At 58.9% G+C, this 17940-nt stretch carries 19 protein-coding genes and 2 tRNA genes; 12 read left to right on the top strand and 9 right to left on the bottom strand.

The genetic code is table 11. The features are described 5' to 3' along the window. Positions 1-13: 13 nt before the first annotated feature. Positions 14-1267 carry a tyrosine--tRNA ligase gene (gene tyrS, locus ATU_RS08950; RefSeq protein ID WP_010971895.1) on the bottom strand — a complete coding sequence of 418 codons (1254 nt, stop codon included), beginning with the start codon at positions 1265-1267 and terminating at the stop codon, positions 14-16. 148 nt (positions 1268-1415) lie between these two features. Between tyrS and ATU_RS08945 the strand changes: the two genes are divergently transcribed. Next, positions 1416-2537 carry an anhydro-N-acetylmuramic acid kinase gene (locus ATU_RS08945; protein WP_035258373.1) on the top strand — a complete coding sequence of 374 codons (1122 nt, stop codon included), beginning with the start codon at positions 1416-1418 and terminating at the stop codon, positions 2535-2537. Positions 2538-2777: 240 nt separating this feature from the next. Here ATU_RS08945 and ATU_RS08940 read toward each other — a convergent pair whose 3' ends face one another. Continuing rightward, positions 2778-3455 carry an alpha/beta hydrolase gene (locus ATU_RS08940; protein ID WP_003495402.1) on the bottom strand — a complete coding sequence of 226 codons (678 nt, stop codon included), beginning with the start codon at positions 3453-3455 and terminating at the stop codon, positions 2778-2780. A gap of 211 nt (positions 3456-3666) precedes the next feature. On the opposite strand from ATU_RS08940, the gene ATU_RS08935 reads away from it, so the two are divergent. From ATU_RS08935 to sufA, 7 genes are all read left to right on the top strand, one after another. Continuing rightward, positions 3667-4836 (top strand): cysteine desulfurase family protein, encoded by a 1170-nt coding sequence (locus ATU_RS08935; RefSeq protein WP_010971893.1) that lies wholly within the window; start codon positions 3667-3669, stop codon positions 4834-4836. A gap of 198 nt (positions 4837-5034) precedes the next feature. Beyond that, positions 5035-6504 carry a Fe-S cluster assembly protein SufB gene (sufB, locus tag ATU_RS08930; RefSeq protein ID WP_003507956.1) on the top strand — a complete coding sequence of 490 codons (1470 nt, stop codon included), beginning with the start codon at positions 5035-5037 and terminating at the stop codon, positions 6502-6504. A gap of 72 nt (positions 6505-6576) precedes the next feature. Beyond that, complete coding sequence (sufC, locus tag ATU_RS08925; protein WP_003522658.1) at positions 6577-7332, top strand: Fe-S cluster assembly ATPase SufC; 756 nt, start codon at positions 6577-6579, stop codon at positions 7330-7332. Between the two features lie 22 nt (positions 7333-7354). Then, positions 7355-8626, top strand: coding sequence for a Fe-S cluster assembly protein SufD (gene sufD / locus ATU_RS08920; RefSeq protein ID WP_010971892.1), 1272 nt, complete (start codon positions 7355-7357; stop codon positions 8624-8626). After that, positions 8619-9869, top strand: a complete 1251-nt coding sequence (locus ATU_RS08915; RefSeq protein ID WP_046033563.1) for a cysteine desulfurase — start codon at positions 8619-8621, stop codon at positions 9867-9869. Before sufD ends, ATU_RS08915 begins: the two co-directional genes overlap by 8 nt. Before the next feature lie 37 nt (positions 9870-9906). Beyond that, positions 9907-10290, top strand: a complete 384-nt coding sequence (locus ATU_RS08910) for an SUF system Fe-S cluster assembly protein (protein ID WP_010971890.1) — start codon at positions 9907-9909, stop codon at positions 10288-10290. Between the two features lie 111 nt (positions 10291-10401). Continuing rightward, entirely contained in the window at positions 10402-10791 is a 390-nt protein-coding gene (sufA, locus tag ATU_RS08905) for a Fe-S cluster assembly scaffold SufA (protein ID WP_010971889.1), read from the top strand. A gap of 202 nt (positions 10792-10993) precedes the next feature. Here the strand turns inward: sufA and ATU_RS08900 are convergent, their stop codons facing one another. The 4 genes from ATU_RS08900 to ATU_RS08885 all read right to left on the bottom strand — a co-directional run bounded on the left by ATU_RS08900 (position 10994) and on the right by ATU_RS08885 (position 14580). Further along, complete coding sequence (locus tag ATU_RS08900) at positions 10994-11284, bottom strand: hypothetical protein (protein WP_010971888.1); 291 nt, start codon at positions 11282-11284, stop codon at positions 10994-10996. A gap of 65 nt (positions 11285-11349) precedes the next feature. After that, positions 11350-12558: an ABC transporter permease gene (locus ATU_RS08895; protein WP_010971887.1), complete on the bottom strand. Its 1209-nt coding sequence runs from the start codon at positions 12556-12558 to the stop codon at positions 11350-11352. Continuing rightward, complete coding sequence (locus ATU_RS08890; protein WP_010971886.1) at positions 12548-13267, bottom strand: ABC transporter ATP-binding protein; 720 nt, start codon at positions 13265-13267, stop codon at positions 12548-12550. Before ATU_RS08890 ends, ATU_RS08895 begins: the two co-directional genes overlap by 11 nt. A gap of 14 nt (positions 13268-13281) precedes the next feature. Then, positions 13282-14580 carry an efflux RND transporter periplasmic adaptor subunit gene (locus ATU_RS08885; RefSeq protein ID WP_010971885.1) on the bottom strand — a complete coding sequence of 433 codons (1299 nt, stop codon included), beginning with the start codon at positions 14578-14580 and terminating at the stop codon, positions 13282-13284. A 237-nt stretch (positions 14581-14817) separates the two neighbouring features. Here ATU_RS08885 and ATU_RS26550 point away from each other — a divergent pair, with 237 nt between their 5' ends. Then, positions 14818-14973, top strand: coding sequence for a hypothetical protein (locus tag ATU_RS26550; RefSeq protein WP_006314129.1), 156 nt, complete (start codon positions 14818-14820; stop codon positions 14971-14973). A 180-nt stretch (positions 14974-15153) separates the two neighbouring features. Here ATU_RS26550 and ATU_RS08880 read toward each other — a convergent pair whose 3' ends face one another. Continuing rightward, on the bottom strand, positions 15154-16125 hold the full coding sequence (locus ATU_RS08880) for an alpha/beta fold hydrolase (protein ID WP_200170469.1): 972 nt from the start codon (positions 16123-16125) through the stop codon (positions 15154-15156). Positions 16126-16299: 174 nt separating this feature from the next. Between ATU_RS08880 and ATU_RS08875 the strand changes: the two genes are divergently transcribed. Further along, positions 16300-16722, top strand: coding sequence for an Rrf2 family transcriptional regulator (locus ATU_RS08875; protein ID WP_006314131.1), 423 nt, complete (start codon positions 16300-16302; stop codon positions 16720-16722). Positions 16723-16852: 130 nt separating this feature from the next. Further along, positions 16853-17071 (top strand): hypothetical protein, encoded by a 219-nt coding sequence (locus ATU_RS08870; RefSeq protein ID WP_006314133.1) that lies wholly within the window; start codon positions 16853-16855, stop codon positions 17069-17071. Between the two features lie 55 nt (positions 17072-17126). Here the strand turns inward: ATU_RS08870 and ATU_RS08865 are convergent. Beyond that, a tRNA-Arg gene (locus tag ATU_RS08865) sits at positions 17127-17203 on the bottom strand. 42 nt (positions 17204-17245) lie between these two features. Beyond that, positions 17246-17551 carry an ETC complex I subunit gene (locus ATU_RS08860; protein WP_010971882.1) on the bottom strand — a complete coding sequence of 102 codons (306 nt, stop codon included), beginning with the start codon at positions 17549-17551 and terminating at the stop codon, positions 17246-17248. A 269-nt stretch (positions 17552-17820) separates the two neighbouring features. On the opposite strand from ATU_RS08860, the gene ATU_RS08855 reads away from it, so the two are divergent. Continuing rightward, positions 17821-17897 (top strand) — tRNA-Pro (locus tag ATU_RS08855). Positions 17898-17940: the final 43 nt, after the last annotated feature.

The raw sequence follows: 17940 nt of genomic DNA, 5'->3' as shown, positions 1-17940 counted from the left end.
TTTGGCGCTGGTTTTACGCCGGGCGAACCAGAACGTGCTTCTTCTTGCCGACCGACAGCTTGATGACGCCGTCACCGGTCACTTCGCCGGTGCCGATTATCTGGCGCTCGTCTGAAACGCCCTGTTCGTTGATCTTCACCGCGCCGCCCTGAACATGGCGGCGGGCTTCGCCATTCGAGCTCGCAAGGCCGGCGCGGACGATGAGCGACAGGACGCCGACACCAGCATCGAGTTCGGATGTCGGAACCTCGATGGAGGGCAGGTTTTCGGCAAGCGCGCCTTCCTCGAAGGTCTTGCGCGCCGTTTCGGCGGCTTCTTCCGCCGCAGCGCGGCCATGCAGGATCGCCGTCACTTCGGTTGCGAGGATTTTCTTCGCTTCGTTGATCTCAGATCCGCCAAGCGTGGCAATGCGGGCGATCTCATCCATCGGCAGGGTGGTGAAGAGTTTCGCGAAGCGAACCACGTCAGCATCTTCGGTGTTGCGCCAGTATTGCCAGAAATCATAGACCGGCAGCAGGTCCTTGTTCAGCCACACCGCGCCAGATGCGGACTTGCCCATCTTCGCGCCGGAAGAGGTGGTCAGAAGCGGCGAGGTCAGCGCGTAAAGCTGCGGTGTCCCCATGCGGTGACCAAGGTCGATGCCGTTGATGATGTTGCCCCACTGGTCCGAACCGCCCATCTGCAGCCGGCAGCCCGTGCGCTGGTTCAGCTCCACGAAATCGTAGGCCTGCAGGATCATGTAGTTGAATTCGAGGAAGGACAGCGATTGCTCGCGGTCGAGGCGCGTCTTCACGCTGTCGAAGGACAGCATGCGGTTGACCGAAAAATGGCGGCCGACATCACGCAGGAATTCGAGGTAGTTCAGACCACGCAGCCAGTCGGCATTGTTGATCATCAATGCCGGGTTCTCGGCACGATCGTAATCGAGGTAATTCGCAAAGACGTGCTTGAGCGAGGTGATATTGTCCTCGATCATGTCGATCGTCATTAGCTTGCGGGCCTCCTCCTTGAAAGAGGGATCGCCGACCATGCCGGTGCCGCCGCCCATCAGAGAAATCGGCTGGTGGCCGGTCTTCTGCATCCAGTGCAGCATCATGATCTGGGTGAGGTGGCCGACATGCAGGCTGGAGGCCGTCGGGTCATAGCCGATATAGGCGGTCACGGTTTCCTTGGCGAACAGTTCGTCGAGACCTGCCTCATCGGAGATCTGGTGAATGAAGCCGCGCTCATCGAGCGTGCGGAGGAAATCGGACTTGAACCTGGACATAACCTTTTACTTTCTGGTTTGATCTTTTCCGTCATTGAAAGCCAATGAACGCCGGGGCTTTATCATTGTTTTTTGAAATGTGCACCCGTTTCGGCCATGAATATCGGGATTCACGTCATCATGATTCGATATTGCAAGGGAGCGGCGCGTGGGCGAGGTCAAAACGGCAATCGGGCTGATGAGCGGCACATCGATGGACGGCATCGATATCGCGGTGTTGCGCACGGATGGCGAGAGCGTGGTCCGGCACGGGCCGAGCGGTTATTTTCCCTATGATCCGGGTCTGCGGGGCATCTGGCAGAAGGCGCTCACGACAGCCAAAGCCATTCGCGAACGGCGCGAGCGTCCGGGCGATCTGGGGGAGGCTGAACGCAAGCTGACGCTTGCCCACGCGGCTGCGGTCAAATCCTTCCTGCACCGGCACCGGTTTGACGTCGGTGATATCGATGTGATCGGTTTTCATGGACAGACCGTGCTGCACCGGCCGGATGAGGCATTGACCGTGCAGATCGGTGACGGCGCGCTTCTGGCCGAGGAAACCGGTATCGATGTGGTTTACGATATGCGCGCGAACGACATGGTGCATGGAGGGCAGGGTGCGCCGCTCATTCCCGCCTATCACATGGCACTGTCAGCCAATCTGCCGGATGGGTTCGAAACGCCCGCCGTCTTCGTCAATATCGGCGGCATCTCCAACCTGACCTATATCGGCGAGGGTGGCCGGCTTGCGGCTTTCGACAGTGGTCCCGGCAATATGCTGATCGACCAGTGGATCGAGGCGCATACGGGCAAGGCCTTCGACAAGGGCGGCAGGACGGCGGCAGGCGGCAGCGTCGTTGCCTCGCTGGTGGCGCGTTATATGGAAAGCCCGTTCTTCTCGGCCAATATCCGCCGCTCCCTCGACCGCAGCGATTTCGTGCCGCCGCAAAAGGGTGAGGTATCGCTGGCGGATGGGGCGCGGACGCTCTCGCATCTGACGGGGGCGGCGATCCTCAAATCGGCGAGCTATTTGCCGGAAGCGGCGAAGACCTATGTGGTCTGCGGCGGCGGAAGGCTTAACCCAGTTATCATGGAAGAGTTAGCGGGGCTTGCTGCAAAGCAGGGCGCGCGGGTGATCGCGGCGGAAGAGGCGGGTTTCGATGGCGGGGCGATGGAGGCGGAGGCTTGGGCCTATCTGGCGGTCCGTTCGCTGAGGGGGCTGCCGCTGACCTATCCGGGGACTACGGGGGTGAAGGAGCCGGTGACGGGTGGGGTTTTGGTGCGGGCGTAATTTGAGGACGGTGAGTGTGGCTTACCCCCCTCTGCCCTGCTGGGCATCTCCCCCACAAGGAGGGAGATCGGCAAGATGCCTGCTCCCCGCCTGAAATTCTACCGTTGAATATGGCCGGAAGGTAGCCACGATTCGATCTCCCCACCTGTGGGGGAGATGCCCGGCAGGGCAGAGGGGGGTAAACCACACCGCCGGAGCTATCGAAGGGATATCAAGCCTGCCCAGATGCCGGGCCGCCAATCACCGAATACGCTTCGCCGCCGGTTCCGGCACAAGCTCACCATTCAGGCGACGGTCGAGATAGTCCTCGCACTCGCCCATCAGCTCATCCACCTTGCCGTTGAAGAAGTGGTTGGCGCCGGGAAGGGTGCGGTGGGTGATGAGGATGCCTTTCTGGGTCTTCAGCTTTTCAACGAGACCATTCACGTCCTTCTCAGGCGCAACCTTGTCGGCATCGCCGTTGATGATGAGGCCGGAAGACGGGCAGGGGGCGAGGAAGGAGAAGTCGTAGGTATTGGGCTGCGGCGCAATCGACATGAAGCCTTCGATTTCCGGACGGCGCATCAGCAGCTGCATGCCGATCCAGGCGCCGAAGGAATAACCGGCGACCCAGCAGCTTTTCGAATCGGGATGCAGGCTCTGCACCCAGTCGAGAGCGGAAGCAGCGTCGGAAAGCTCGCCGGCGCCATGGTCGAACTCGCCCTGGCTACGGCCGATGGAGCGGAAGTTGAACCGGAGCGTCGTGAAACCGCGCTTCTGGAAAAGATAGAAGAGCTGGTAGACGATCTGGTTGTTCATCGTCCCGCCAAACTGCGGGTGCGGATGAAGAATGATCGCTATCGGCGCGCTCTTTTCCTTGGAGGGTTGATAACGGCCTTCGAGGCGACCCGCAGGGCCGTTAAAAATGACTTCGGGCATTGGTACTCCGGTCGTGTTTTTTCATTCCCGAACCGCATTCTTCCGATGAGAAGACTTGACGAACTGTGTCATCTTTTCTAGAACGCAGTTTAGAATAATTCGAAACTTTGCGTGTGCTCAAGCACTCGGGTCGTGTCATAAGGCAAGCGCAACTGTAATTTCAAGAAAAATGCGTTTTGGCGCATATAAGATTGAGCGAAGCTTTTCCGCTATGACGGGTTTAACGCGTACATATATGGACTGGAACGCCACGGCGCCGCTTCTGCCTGCCGTGCGGGACATCCTTGTGTCCGCGCTTGATCTTGCCGGCAATCCGTCTTCCGTCCACCGGGAAGGGCGCGCTGCCCGCGCCGCCGTGGAGGCTGCCCGCCGTGACGTCGCCGCCCTTGCCGGCGCGCAGGCATCCCATGTCACCTTCACCAGCGGTGCGACCGAAGCGGCCAATCTGGTTCTGACGACGGACTTCAAAATGGGGCGCGCGCCTGTGCGTTATGGCCGGCTTTACGTGTCCGCCATCGAGCACCCCGCGTTTCGCGAAGGCGGCCGCTTTGAGAAGGATGACGTTACGGAAGTTTCCGTTACGTCAGCGGGCGTCATCGATCTTACCGCGCTTGAGGCGCTGCTGTCGTCGCATGACAAATCCGCTGGCTTGCCGATGGTCGCCTGCATGCTGGTCAATAACGAGACCGGCATTCTCCAGCCGGTGGCGGAAGCCGCGCGGCTCGTGCACGCCGCTGGCGGCTTGATGGTTGTCGATGCCGTGCAGGCGGCGGGCCGCATTCCGCTCGATATCAATGATCTCGATGCGGATTTCCTCGTCCTCTCGTCCCACAAGCTTGGTGGCCCCAAGGGTGCCGGCGCTCTCATCTCGCGCGGCGAGGTGATGATGCCGAAGCCGCTGATCCATGGCGGCGGGCAGGAAAAGGGACATCGTTCCGGCACGGAAAATACTCTCTCGGTCATCGGTTTTGGTGCCGCCGCTGCCGTGGCGGCCGAGTACCTGGCGGGTGAAGCGGCGCGTCTTGGCGCGCTGCGGGCGAAGCTGGAGGACGGCATGCGGGTTAATGCGCCTGATGTTATCATCCATGGTGCGGATGTTGCCCGTGTGGGCAATACGACGTTCTTCACCCTGCCGGGCCTGAAAGCGGAAACGGGACAGATCGCCTTCGACATAGAAGGCATTGCACTCTCGGCCGGTTCGGCCTGCTCCTCGGGCAAGGTGGGCGAAAGCCATGTGCTGACGGCGATGGGGCACGATCCCAAGCTGGGCGCGCTCAGGATTTCCCTCGGTCACGCGACTGACGAGGCGGATATAGACAGGACGCTTGTGGCGTTCACGAAAATTGCCGGGCGGCGTAAGCTGTCCGGTCAGGCCGCGTAAAATGCGGCAAAGAATTGCGGAATAGCAATTTTCCGCTTGCCGGGATGTGTGAAAAGCGCCATCCCGCACTTACATGGGTGTAAGCTCCGCCCCGTTTATACGGGCCCGGATATTTGCCCGAAGATGGATAAGGCGGCTTTCCGCCTTGATACGTTGACAAGCCACCGGACCTTGGCTCCGGCGAGATTGGAGAACGACATGGCAGCGGTTCAGGAAACGATCGATCAGGTTCGCCAGATCGATGTGGACCAGTATAAATACGGCTTCGAAACCGAAATCGAAGTCGACAAGGCCCCGAAGGGCCTTTCGGAAGAGGTGATCCGCTTCATCTCGGCCAAGAAGCAGGAGCCGGAATGGATGCTGGAATGGCGTCTTGAGGCTTACAAGCGCTGGCTGACGATGGAAGAGCCGACATGGGCGCGCGTCAGCTATCCCAAGATCGATTTCAACGATCTCTATTATTATGCCGCACCGAAAAGCACGCCCGGCCCGAAGTCGCTGGACGAGGTCGATCCGGAGCTCTTGAAGGTTTACGAGAAGCTCGGCATTCCGCTGAAGGAACAGGAAATTCTGGCCGGCGTCGAAAACCGTCGTGTGGCCGTGGATGCGGTGTTCGACAGCGTCTCCGTCGTCACCACCTTCAAGGCGGAACTGGCGAAGGCCGGCGTGATCTTCATGTCGATCTCCGAAGCCGTGCGCGAATATCCTGATCTGGTGAAGAAATATCTCGGCTCGGTCGTGCCGCAGACGGACAATTTCTACGCGACGCTGAACTCGGCTGTCTTTACGGACGGCTCCTTCGTGTTCGTGCCGAAGGGCGTTCGTTGCCCGATGGAGCTTTCCACCTATTTCCGTATCAACGAAAAGAACACCGGCCAGTTCGAGCGCACGCTGATCATCGCCGAAGAAGGCGCTTACGTCTCCTATCTGGAAGGCTGCACGGCGCCGCAGCGCGACGAGAACCAGCTTCACGCCGCCGTTGTCGAGCTTGTGGCGCTTGACGATGCCGAAATCAAATATTCCACCGTCCAGAACTGGTATCCCGGCGACAAGGACGGCAAGGGCGGCATCTACAACTTCGTGACCAAGCGCGGCGATTGCCGTGGCAACCGTTCGAAGATCTCGTGGACGCAGGTGGAAACCGGTTCGGCCATCACCTGGAAATATCCGTCCTGCATTCTGCGTGGCGATGACAGCCGTGGCGAATTCTATTCGATCGCGGTCTCCAACGGCCATCAGCAGATCGACAGTGGCACCAAGATGATCCATCTCGGCAAGAACACCTCGAGCCGCATCATCGCCAAGGGCATCGCTGCCGGTTTCTCGGAAAACGTCTATCGCGGCCAGGTCTCGGCCCACCGCAAGGCGACCAACACGCGTAACTTCACGCAGTGCGACAGTCTGCTGATCGGCGACAAGTGCGGCGCGCATACCGTGCCCTATATCGAGGCGAAGAACTCGTCTGCTCATTTCGAGCACGAGGCGACCACGTCGAAGATTTCCGAAGACCAGCTGTTCTACTGCCTGCAGCGCGGCATTCCCGAGGAGTCGGCCATCGCCCTGATCGTCAACGGCTTCGTAAAGGATGTCATCCAGCAGCTGCCCATGGAGTTTGCGGTTGAAGCGCAGAAGCTGATCGGCATTTCGCTGGAAGGTTCGGTCGGCTAATCCTCACCCAAATACGCACCTGAGTGCGCGACGCTCGCGCACCTTCGCTCACACTGTTCTTAGGATAAATCCATGCTTGAAATCATCGACCTGCACGCAAAGATCGCCGATACCGAAACCGAGATCATCAAGGGCCTCAACCTGAAGGTTGCCGCTGGTGAAGTCGCCGCCATCATGGGACCGAACGGTTCCGGCAAGTCGACGCTGTCCTACATCCTGTCGGGCCGCGAAGATTATGAAGTCACCTCCGGTGATATTCTTTATAACGGCGAAAGCATTCTGGAGCTGGACGCCGCCGAGCGCGCCGCCAAGGGCATTTTCCTGGCCTTCCAGTACCCGGTCGAAATTCCGGGCGTCGCCACCATGCAGTTCCTGAAGGTTGCGATGAACGAGCAGCGCAAGGCGCGTGGCGAGTCCGAGTTGACGACGCCGGACTTCATTCGCCGCGTCAAGGAAGCTGCCGGCGACCTGAAGATCGACATGGAGATGCTGAAGCGTCCGCTGAATGTCGGTTTTTCCGGCGGTGAGAAGAAGCGCGCTGAAATCCTGCAGATGGCACTCCTGGAGCCAAAACTCTGCGTTCTCGACGAAACCGATAGCGGCCTCGACATCGATGCGCTGAAGATCGTGGCAGATGGCGTCAACGCGCTGAAGTCGCCGGATCGTGCCACCGTCGTCATCACCCACTACCAGCGCCTGCTCGATTACATCGTGCCTGACAGCGTTCATGTTCTTTACAAGGGCAAGATCATCCGCTCGGGCGACAAGGCTCTGGCGCTGGAGCTGGAAAACAATGGTTACGCCGACATCATCGGTGAAGCGGCCTAAGTTTGGCCAGGAGGTGATGTCCATGAACATTCAAACGACCAACCGGCTGACGCCAGCGGAAACCGCGCTGATCGACGCCTATACCGCCAAGTTCAGTGAATTGCCGGGCAATGGCGCGGTTGTCGCCGCCCGTGACGTGCTGTTCGACGATCTGAAGACCGGCGGTCTTCCGACCCGTCGCATCGAGGCTTGGCACTACACTGATCTGAAAACGCTGCTGCGCGCCATTCCGGATGACCAGCCTGCGCCCGTTATCGACAAGCAGGCATCGCTTGTCGCCGGTTCGCCCGTCGCCTATGTGCTGCACGGCACGGCCAATATCGGCAAGATCGAAGACATCAGTGTTTCCAGCTTTGCCGAGAGCCTGCTTGACGGCACGGCTGCCACAGGCCTTGCGGAAGCGAGCAAAGACGACGTGATCGGCCGTATCAACGGCAGCTTCGTGCGCGACGGCCTGACGCTCGACATTCCTGCCGATGCCGAGATCGAAAAGCCGATCGAATTGCAGGCGATCCATGGTGCAGGTCAGGTTCACAGCCGCTTCCCGGTGCGCTTCGGCAAGGGTTCCAAAGCGACCGTTATCGAGCGTCACCTTTCGGTGACTTCGGATGCGGCCCTGGTTTCCTCCGTCAGCGACATCGTCGTTGAAGACGGCGCGGAAGTGACCTGGATCATCCTGCAGCAACAGGGTGCCGCCGATATCCATCTTGGCCAGCTGCGCATGAAAATCGGCGCGGATGCCAAGGTTCGCCTGTTCGTCATCAATGCCGGTGGCAAGCTGGTGCGCCAGGAGTTGCGCATCGATGTGGATGGCGAGGGCACTGACCTCATCGTTCGCGGCGTCAACCTGCTGGGCGGTGAAACCCATACCGACGTGACGATGGTTCTCGGTCATAACGTGCCGAACACGACCTCGGCGGAAGTGTTCCGCAACGTGGTGTTCGACCGTGCAAAGGGCATTTTCCAAGGCATGATCCGGGTGGCACCCGATGCCCAGAAGACCGATGCGAAGATGGCGTGCAATACGCTGCTGATGTCCGACGATGGCGAGTTCTCGGCAAAGCCGGAACTTGAAATCTTCGCCGACGACGTTCAGTGCGGTCACGGTGCGACGGTTGCCGATATCGATGACAACCATCTCTATTACCTGATGGCGCGCGGCGTGCCGCGGGCAAAGGCGCGGGCGATGCTCGTCAACGCCTTCGTCGCTGAAATCGTCGAGGAACTGGAAGAAGAGAATCTGGTAGAGGCGCTGGAGGCGATCATCTCCGGCTGGCTGGAACATCATGCCTGAGAGCGAACGCGCCGCAGTGGCGGCCCCTTATGACGTTGAAGCCGTGCGGAAGGATTTTCCAATCCTGTCGCGCGAGGTCTATGGCAAGCCGCTGACCTATCTCGACAATGGCGCGTCCGCTCAAAAACCGCAGGTGGTGATCGACGCCGTTTCGCATGCTTATTCCAACGAGTATGCCAATGTGCATCGCGGCCTGCATTTCCTCTCCAATGCCGCCACCGACGCCTATGAGGCGGCGCGCGAAAAGGTGCGCCGTTTCCTCAACGCCGGTTCGGTGGACGAGATAGTCTTCACCAAATCCTCCACCGAGGCGATCAATACGGTCGCTTACGGTTACGGCATGCCTGTTATCGGCGAGGGCGACGAGATCGTCATCTCGATCATGGAGCATCACTCCAACATCGTGCCATGGCATTTCATCCGCGAACGGCAGGGCGCCAAGCTCGTCTGGGTGCCTGTTGATGATGACGGCGCGTTCCACATCGAGGCTTTCGAAAAGAGCCTGACGGAGCGCACCAAGCTCGTTGCCATCACCCATATGTCGAATGCGCTCGGCACCATCTTGCCGGTCAAGGAAATCTGCCGCATCGCCCATGAGCGCGGCATTCCGGTGCTGGTCGATGGTTCTCAGGGCGCGGTTCACATGCCGGTCGATGTGCGTGATATCGATTGCGACTGGTATGTGATGACTGGCCACAAGCTTTACGGTCCCTCGGGCATCGGTGTGCTCTACGGCAAGACTGAGCGCTTGCGCGAGATGCGGCCGTTCCAGGGCGGCGGTGAGATGATCCTCGACGTTTCCGAGGATAATGTGACCTATAACGAGCCGCCGCACCGTTTCGAAGCCGGCACCCCGCCCATCGTGCAGGCGATTGGCCTCGGTTACGCGCTGGATTATATGGACAATCTCGGCCGTGCCGCGATTGCAGCCCACGAGGCAGATCTCGCGGCTTATGCTGCGACACGACTGCGCGAGGTCAACTCTCTGCGCATCATCGGCAATGCGCCTGACAAGGGCGGTATCTTCTCCTTCGAACTCGAGGGTATCCATGCCCACGACGTCTCGATGGTGATTGACCGGCGCGGCGTTGCCGTGCGTGCCGGCACCCATTGTGCCATGCCGCTCTTGAAACGGTTCGGCGTCACCTCCACATGCCGGGCATCGTTCGGCCTTTACAATACCCGCGCCGAAGTAGATCGTCTTGTTGAGGCGCTGGACTATGCGCGCAAATTTTTCGCCTGATATCGGCATAGATGAGATCAGGATTGAGGATCAGACCATGACTGCGGAAGCCACTGCAAAGACACAAGATGCAACGGAAGAAGCGGCAAAGCCGTCTTCCATTCCGCCCGACGAGCTGGCGCGTCTCAGCGACGACGTGATCTCGGCGCTGAAGACCGTCTACGACCCGGAAATTCCGGCCGATATTTTTGAGCTCGGTCTGATCTACAAGATCGATATCGAGGACGACCGGATGGTCAAGATCGTCATGACGCTGACAGCGCCCGGTTGCCCGGTTGCCGGTGAAATGCCGGGCTGGGTGGAAAACGCTGTTGGCGCTGTCGAAGGTGTTTCCGGCGTTGACGTGTCGATGACCTTCGATCCGCCATGGACGCCGGAGCGCATGTCGGAAGAGGCGCAGGTCGCCGTCGGCTGGTATTGAGACTGACGCGATTTTGACAGGCGTCATCTCTTGATGACACTGCCGGGTGCACTTAAATTGAATTCCATAAGCATCGAGCCTTGAACTCGATTGTCGAAGGAGAATGAGCCCATGGGCTTTGCGATCATGACCATGACCGGGGCTGCCGCCTCGCGTGTTAAAGCAATCGTCGATAATTCCGGTCCCGGTGCCATGGGCGTGCGTGTCGGCATCAAGAAGGGTGGCTGCGCGGGCATGGAATATACCATCGACCTCGTGACCGAAGCGGATGCGAAGGACGATCTGGTTGAATTCGACGGTGCGAAGGTCTGGGTTCAGCCCTCTGCGGTGCTTTATCTGCTGGGCACCCAGATGGATTTTGAAGTGACCAAGATGCGCTCGGGTTTCACTTTCAACAATCCGAACCAGACGTCCGCTTGTGGCTGCGGTGAATCGGTTGAGCTTAAGCCTGCCGATCTGGCGGCGCTGGCGAAGCAACGTGAGGCTGAGGCAAGCGTTTAAGAGTCAACGCGCCCTGTGCGTCGGCGAAGCAGATTTTTCTTGTGTATGCGCGCTCCTCCAAACGCGACGTCGTCCTCTGGCTTGTCCCGAGGATCCGCAACTGATTGATTTTACTCAACGTGATTAGATCCTCGGGACAAGCCCGAGGATGACGGAGGAGAGGTGTCGGATTTCGATTCCCGGAACTGACTGTCGCCGGAAATCAGCTATCGAGGTGCGACGCCTGCTGTTTGAGTGTTTTGATGAAATCCGCCAGCGGATGAATCGGTGGCGTCGTCGTTAATAGCGGTTCGAGAGCGGCGGCGATCATCTTGCAATCGTCTGTGGAGAGCGGTCGAAGGTTCGATACGATTTTGTTGTAAGCCGGCGTTCCGCGTGCCGCTAAAGAGCGATTGATCACAAACTGCTCTGTCTGCCCATCCATTCGCTCCACGAAGAGGGCGAGTGAACCGCCGTCAGCGGCAGCCGCGCTGTCCGATACCGATTTGAACATAGAAACCCCTTCCGGCAATTTGTGAACCTATTCGCTCGAAGCCGTTGCAGCCTCGACGGCTTTCCTCACTCATGCCGCAGCGCCTCGATCGGGCTCAAACTCGCTGCCCGCCGCGCCGGAAAATAGCCGAAAATCACCCCGATGGCCGCTGAAAAGGCGAAGGCGAGGAAGATGATCGACGGGCTGGTGACGAAAGGCACGTTGAGGAAGCTGACGACGCTATAGGCGAGGCCGAGACCCGTCAGAATGCCGACGATGCCGCCGAAGGCCGACAGCATGACGGCTTCCACCAGAAACTGCGTCAGCACCTGTTTTTCCAGCGCGCCGATGGCAAGGCGAATGCCGATTTCGCGGGTGCGTTCTGTCACCGACACCAGCATGATGTTCATGATGCCGATGCCGCCGACAAGAAGGCTGACGGCGGCGACCGCACCCAAAAGCCCGGTGAGCAGTGTCGTCGTGCCGGTCATGGCAGAGGCGATCTGTGTCATGTCGTTGACGGTGAAATCATCCTCGCGGCCAATGTTGATGCGCCGCCGCTCACGCAGCAGGTTCTGCAGGTCGCTCTGCACCTTGGCGGTGGAAACGCCGTCCTGTGCCGAGACCATGATCGAGGAGATGGTGGTGGTGCCGCCGATGCGCCGCTGGTGGATTTTGAGCGGCATGATGATGGTGTCGTCCTGATCGTCCCCGAGGCCGGACTGGCCTTTTCTGGCGAGGACACCGATGACGGGGCAGGAGATATTGCTGACGCGAATGGTCTGACCCACAGGGTTTTCCGCGCCAAACAGTTCTTGGCGCACCGTTTCACCGATGATGCAGCCGATCTGGCCGCCACGATCTTCGGCGGGCTGGAAGTCGCGGCCGAGCGCGATGGTCCAGTCCTGGGCGATCAGGTAATCGTTGGTGGTGCCGATGACGCTCGTCTGGTGGTTCTTGCCGCCGAAAATGACAGTGGCCGCGGAACTGCGGTTCTGTGGCGCGACGGCGCGGATGCCTGATATCTGGTTGCGGATGGCCTCGACATCGCGGTCATCGAAACGTTTCGCCTCGGTGCTGGCGCGGCCGGGGCCGAACTGACCGGGGCGCACGAACAGCATGTTGGTACCGAGCCGCGACAGTTCCGATTTCACCTGTTCCGTCGTGCCATTGCCGATGGTGACCATGGCGATGACGGCGGCCACACCAATGACGACGCCAAGCACTGTGAGGAAAGAGCGCAAAAGGTTGCGGCTGATGGCGCGCAGCGCAAGACGTGACGTTTCAAAGAACATCGGATGTCTCCTTTTCGTCGGCCGCGCTGTCGGAGGCGAGGTGGCCATCGACAAAGCGCAACAGGCGTCCGGCGTGGGCAGCAATATCCTCTTCATGGGTGACCATGACGACCGTGATGCCCCTGTCGCGATTGAGCGCCGTGATCAGTTCCATGATCTCGTTGCTGGTTTTCGTGTCGAGGTTACCCGTCGGTTCGTCAGCCAGGAGCAGGGCGGGGCGGGTGACGATGGCCCGTGCAATGGCCACACGCTGCTGCTGGCCGCCGGAAAGCTCCTGCGTGGTGTGATCCTCGCGACCCTTCAAGCCGACTTGTGCCAGGGCCTCCATGGCGCGGGCGCGCCGTTCGGAGGCCTTCATGCCGCGATAGACCAGCGGCAGCTCGACATTTTCCACCGCCGAAGTGCGTGAGAGAAGATTGAAGCCCTGAAACACGAAACCCAGCATGTGGCGGCGCAGCAGCGTCAGGTGCTCATTGTCGAAGCCGCTGGTCGGCACGCCCTGAAACAGATATTCGCCAGCCGTGGGCACATCCAGACAGCCGATGATGTTCATCGAGGTGGATTTGCCCGAGCCCGATGGCCCCATGATGGCGACGAATTCCTTTTCACGAATGGAAAGGCTGACACCATCGAGCGCGCGGATCGTCGCTTCGCCGCGGCCATATTGCTTGACGACATTGCGGAATTCGATGAGCGGCGGCTGTTGCATGCGGTTCTCTCCCGTCAGCCAGCGTTGCGGGTCGTAGCGTCGGTAATCACCTGGTCATCGGCTTTCAGCTCTCCCGATTTGACCACGGTGTGCTGGCCGTCGGTGGAGCCGGTTTCGATGGCGACGGCGACGGGCGCGTTATTGCGCAGCACCCAGACCGTTCTTTTGCCTGTTGCGGCCTGTCCGGCGTCGCGGTTCTGCGAGCGGCCCATGCGGGGCGGGCGGAAAAGGCTCATCAACCCGCCGCCACGGGAAGCGGATTCGCGCGGTGGCGTGTATCGAAGCGCGGAATTAGGCACCAGCAGTGTGTCCTTGATTTCCTCGACGATGATATTGGCCGTTGCCGTCATGCCCGGGCGCAGCAGCAGTTCGGCATTATCGACAGTCAATATGCCCTTATAGGTCACCACATTGGATACGGTTTCCGAGGCGAAACGAACCGTCTCTATTTCGGCTGGGAAACTGCGGTCGGGATAGGCATCGACATTAAACGTCGCTTTTTGCCCGGTTTCGACCTTGCCGACATCCGCCTCATCCACCGAAACCTGCAATTCCATATGACGCAGATCGCCGGCGATCGTGAACAGAACAGGGGCGTTGAGCGAGGAGGCGACGGTGGCGCCGGGATCGACGCTGCGGGTGAGGATGACGCCATCGATGGGCGAGACGATCTTGGCTTTGCCGAGATTGACCTCGGCCAGCCGCAGATCCGCTTCCGCCGAAAGCACGGTTGCCTCGTTGACCTGCAACGTCGCGGCCGCCGCATCGTGGGTGAACTGTGCGGCATCCAGATCCTGCTGGCTGGACACCCGGCTCTGCACCAGCGACCGCAGGCGCTCCATGGATGTCTTTGCCGAGCCGAGATCGGCGCGCGCCTTCAGCACGTTGGCCTTGGCGGAGGCGAGTTTGGCGCGGGCGCTCTGCACATCGGCTTCGAGCTTGTTGGTATCGAGCTCCGCCAGAATATCGCCTGATTTTACCGGGGTATTGTAGGTGACGTTGACCTTGCGCACCGTGCCGGACAATTCACTCGATATATCGACCTGATCCGTCGGCTGCACCGAGCCGGTAGAGGTGACGATGACGGAAAGATCGCCCTGACGTGCAGGTTCCGTGGTATAGTTGTAGGCAACACCCGCCGCGCGCGACTGATAATAATATCCAAGGCCGCCGCCAATCAGCACAATGGCCGCCGCGATATAAAGAAACCGACGCGATTTCTTCTTGCGGCCGTTTCTGTTCGTTCCCAGAATCTCACGCAGATCGGGCTGGCTGTCTGGTGTATCGCGGCCATTGCCGTTGGCGTCATTCATTCTCTTCACCCGCAAAATTCAAAATACCACAGAGGGTTGTTTCCGCTCTGCGGTTTGTCCATCCGTCCGTCGCTGTGTATTCCTCTGATTGTGGGAAGTGACATAGCTTGCCTCAAGGGTGAAGTGAAAACTTGGTAATATTTATGATAGTTCTGGTCTGCTAGAGATAGGTATTGGAAAGACCGATGCCACAGAGACGGCTAAGGTTTCAGCAGTGACATTCAGGACGATGATGAAATGAACGACAATGTGGTGAAGTTCCGCAAACCGGCGCCGCCGAAAAAACCGCGCCAGCCGATGGGGCCGAAAGCGAAGAAGGCGCTGACGATTGTGGCTGTCGTCGCGTTTTTTGTGGCGGCTTGGGGCTACTTCACGCTGATGGGGCAGGGGTAGGCGAAAGGGCCGGCGTTGGCGCTTTTGCTTTGGGCAGGATGGAAGGCGCAAGTGTGCAAGTCGGCTAAAGCGGGTGTTTCTGGAGGCGATTGAGGTTTAGGTGGCGCCGCTGATTCTGGTGACGGCTATTGGCCCAGAGCAGACACCGCGGCGCCGTCACAAAGCAACAACTAATGTCGCCTATATGCTTTCCAAAAACCTCAAAATCGCCGTCGAGACCTCTTTTGGCCTCTCTTGCTGAAGCCAATGGCCCGCCCCAGAAATGGTATGCAATCCGCGGAGATCGGGAACAAGCGTCGGCATTTCCGCAATGATCTGATCCATTCCCGGAATGCTGAGACCAGTGTCCCTTTCGCCGATCATAAACAGCGCAGGAACCGTGATCTTCAGGCCAGCGGCGAGACGCTGCAGTTCCCAGTTCCGATCGAGGTTTCGGTAGTAGTTCAAACCGCCTCGGAAGCCTGATGCCTGGAAGTCCCGGACCATGCGGTCGAAGTCGGGGGCGGGCAACCAATCTGGCAGCGCAGCGGGCTCCGGCAGGCTTTCTAACAGCCCCATGGACCGCGAGACCATGCCGAAAGGATTGGGGGTGCTGTCACCGGGCAAGCGGGGACCGGCTTCGCCGCTTGCCGCGAAGATCAGCTTGCGTAACGTCAGGGCGACATCTCGGCCGAACTCGGCTTCGGCTCCATCAGGGTCTTGAAAATAAAGCGTGTAGAACAAGCTTTTGTCATCCTGAGGGAATATCCGCGAAGGAGGCATAGGCGGCAGACCCATCATCGGCACGCTCAAGGCAACGACGGCACGGAACCTGTCAGGCCGCATGAGTGCAGCCTGCCACGCCACTGTTGCGCCCCAGTCATGCCCGACCACGACCGCTTGCTGTTCGCCGAGAGCATCGAGAAGTGCCACAAGGTCGCCTACCGTGTGGAAAACGGTGTATTGGTCTGGACGCTCCGGAGCTTCTGTCTTCCCGTACCCTCTCATGTCGGGCGCAACGACACGGTAGCCTGCGCGCGCGAATGCCTCGATCTGGTGTCGCCAAGCATATTTGGTTTCAGGAAAGCCGTGGCAGAGCAAGACCAGCGGACCTTGTCCAGCCTCAATGAGGCTTATGCTGATCGTAGCTGTCGAAATGATAGTGTCTTTCATAGGAGCCTCATGACTTAATGCCCGTTTGACGGAACCGTAGACAACGAGTTGCGCTGCCAGGGCGATGAAGGTTCTACGAAGCATACTGACTTGCCTCGTTTTTCGTAACAATATATGTTACGCATTGATTGTGGCGGTCAAGATACCGTAACAAAAATTGTTGCAGAAAGATTGATGATGAAGACCGATGGTCGTCTTGCAAGGATGCTACACGTGCTGGTCCACATGGGGCTGCTAGGAGGCAGGGAGACATCAGAACGGATTGCGCAGATGCTGAACACAAACCCAGTGGTCGTTCGCCGCACTCTCGGAGCCCTCCGCGAGAGCGGCATCGTAGTATCGGAAGGTGGCCGCGGAGGCGGGTGGAAGCTGATCCGTTCGCTTGATCAGATCACTGTGCTTGATGTTCAGCGTGCTTTGGTCGAAGGTCAAATGCTCCCCGCACCATTGTCGAAAGACCATCCAAATTGCCCCGTCGAACGCGCTTCGAACGCCGTCCTCGAACGTGCGCATTGCTTGGCTGAAGCTGCGTTGAGAACGGCCTACTCGGAAACAACGCTAGCACAGATCGCTGAAACAGCCGTCGCGACGAAGTAAGTAGGAATGGTTATGTCCACTGTTGGCGCAATGTTGCCGAAGCGATAACTTGCCGTCGCCGCCGTAATAGCCGCTTGCCAAAAGGCTCATACCCAATACCTTTATCAACACGGCCAAGGGAGTGGAATGTATGAAAGGTTTTCGCGACAGTGTGCTTTTTCCGCTCACGCTCCTGACCGGCGGCGTGGTCGCGTTTTTTCTCTTTCTCTACGTCACTGGCCACGATCCGGATGAGCGACCCTTGACCCTGGTCGAGTGGGTTATCGGCGGGATGCTGATAGGGCCGGGTTTCGGTTATCTCGTGAAATGGAGAAAGATGAAGAACAACCGCGATGCAAACGCAGACTGATTGCGTGCTGCTTCAGACCCGACTAGTTGTCTTTCATCGATAATTTGAGAAGCGGTGGCGACCCCTGCAGGACTCGAACCTGCGACCTACTGCTTAGAAGGCAGTTGCTCTATCCAGTTGAGCTAAGGGGCCGTCATGCCGGGCAGCGATGCTGCCGGCGAAAACTATAGTGTTTCAGTGCGTCCAGGGCTGGGTGCGGTTGAAACGGAAATTGTCGGTGTAGGAAACCACCTTGCGGGTTGCTTCCTTCGGCAGGATGACGCGGTATTCGATGCCCTTGCGCTGTGCATAGGCTTCGGCCTGTTCCTGCGTCTCGAATGTCAGCTTGACCTGCTGCTTCATGTCGGAACTGGAGGTGTAGCCCATGATCGGATCGATCTTGCGCGGAACTTCGGCGTCGAATTCCAGAACCCAGACATTGGTCTTTGCCGTGCCGGATTGCATGGCGGTTTTTGCAGGGCGGTAAATCTTCGCAGACATGTCGAAACTGCTCCGGTTGGACAGTGGGGTGTTTACATCCCCGAATTATTCTTCACGTACCTGAATAGAATAACCAAATCGTGTCAGGAACGTTGAATTTGAAATGGACTGACTTCAGGTGAGAGTCAAGACGATTATCCCGCGCTTTCCTTATCCCACCGCCGCCACGCCGGCCGCGGATTTTGCCGATCTAGGCCATGACTGAACAAAGATGAATTTCCCTGTTGCGGACTTCAGGTGAACCGTGTATTCCCCAGCCATCGCCTCGGCGGAGTGTAGCGCAGTCTGGTAGCGCATCTGGTTTGGGACCAGAGGGTCGGGAGTTCGAATCTCTCCACTCCGACCATTTTAAAGCTGAACATCAGCTTTCCGGCGTAACTCCCAGGAAA

This window comes from Agrobacterium fabrum str. C58 (assembly GCF_000092025.1).
In the GTDB taxonomy this organism is placed as follows: Bacteria; Pseudomonadota; Alphaproteobacteria; order Rhizobiales; family Rhizobiaceae; genus Agrobacterium; species Agrobacterium fabrum.
This window is presented reverse-complemented; position numbering and strand designations above follow the sequence as displayed.

Bases quoted from the DNA above. Each gene is read 5' to 3' on its own strand.
- tyrS (WP_010971895.1), bottom strand. From the start codon at position 1,267: ATGTCCAGGTTCAAGTCCGATTTCCTCCGCACGCTCGATGAGCGCGGC.
- ATU_RS08940 (WP_003495402.1), bottom strand. From the start codon at position 3,455: ATGCCCGAAGTCATTTTTAACGGCCCTGCGGGTCGCCTCGAAGGCCGT.
- ATU_RS08935 (WP_010971893.1), top strand. From the start codon at position 3,667: ATGACGGGTTTAACGCGTACATATATGGACTGGAACGCCACGGCGCCG.
- sufB (WP_003507956.1), top strand. From the start codon at position 5,035: ATGGCAGCGGTTCAGGAAACGATCGATCAGGTTCGCCAGATCGATGTG.
- sufC (WP_003522658.1), top strand. From the start codon at position 6,577: ATGCTTGAAATCATCGACCTGCACGCAAAGATCGCCGATACCGAAACC.
- sufD (WP_010971892.1), top strand. From the start codon at position 7,355: ATGAACATTCAAACGACCAACCGGCTGACGCCAGCGGAAACCGCGCTG.
- ATU_RS08915 (WP_046033563.1), top strand. From the start codon at position 8,619: ATGCCTGAGAGCGAACGCGCCGCAGTGGCGGCCCCTTATGACGTTGAA.
- ATU_RS08910 (WP_010971890.1), top strand. From the start codon at position 9,907: ATGACTGCGGAAGCCACTGCAAAGACACAAGATGCAACGGAAGAAGCG.
- sufA (WP_010971889.1), top strand. From the start codon at position 10,402: ATGGGCTTTGCGATCATGACCATGACCGGGGCTGCCGCCTCGCGTGTT.
- ATU_RS08900 (WP_010971888.1), bottom strand. From the start codon at position 11,284: ATGTTCAAATCGGTATCGGACAGCGCGGCTGCCGCTGACGGCGGTTCA.
- ATU_RS08895 (WP_010971887.1), bottom strand. From the start codon at position 12,558: ATGTTCTTTGAAACGTCACGTCTTGCGCTGCGCGCCATCAGCCGCAAC.
- ATU_RS08890 (WP_010971886.1), bottom strand. From the start codon at position 13,267: ATGCAACAGCCGCCGCTCATCGAATTCCGCAATGTCGTCAAGCAATAT.
- ATU_RS08885 (WP_010971885.1), bottom strand. From the start codon at position 14,580: ATGAATGACGCCAACGGCAATGGCCGCGATACACCAGACAGCCAGCCC.
- ATU_RS26550 (WP_006314129.1), top strand. From the start codon at position 14,818: ATGAACGACAATGTGGTGAAGTTCCGCAAACCGGCGCCGCCGAAAAAA.
- ATU_RS08880 (WP_200170469.1), bottom strand. From the start codon at position 16,125: ATGAAAGACACTATCATTTCGACAGCTACGATCAGCATAAGCCTCATT.
- ATU_RS08875 (WP_006314131.1), top strand. From the start codon at position 16,300: ATGATGAAGACCGATGGTCGTCTTGCAAGGATGCTACACGTGCTGGTC.
- ATU_RS08870 (WP_006314133.1), top strand. From the start codon at position 16,853: ATGAAAGGTTTTCGCGACAGTGTGCTTTTTCCGCTCACGCTCCTGACC.
- ATU_RS08860 (WP_010971882.1), bottom strand. From the start codon at position 17,551: ATGTCTGCGAAGATTTACCGCCCTGCAAAAACCGCCATGCAATCCGGC.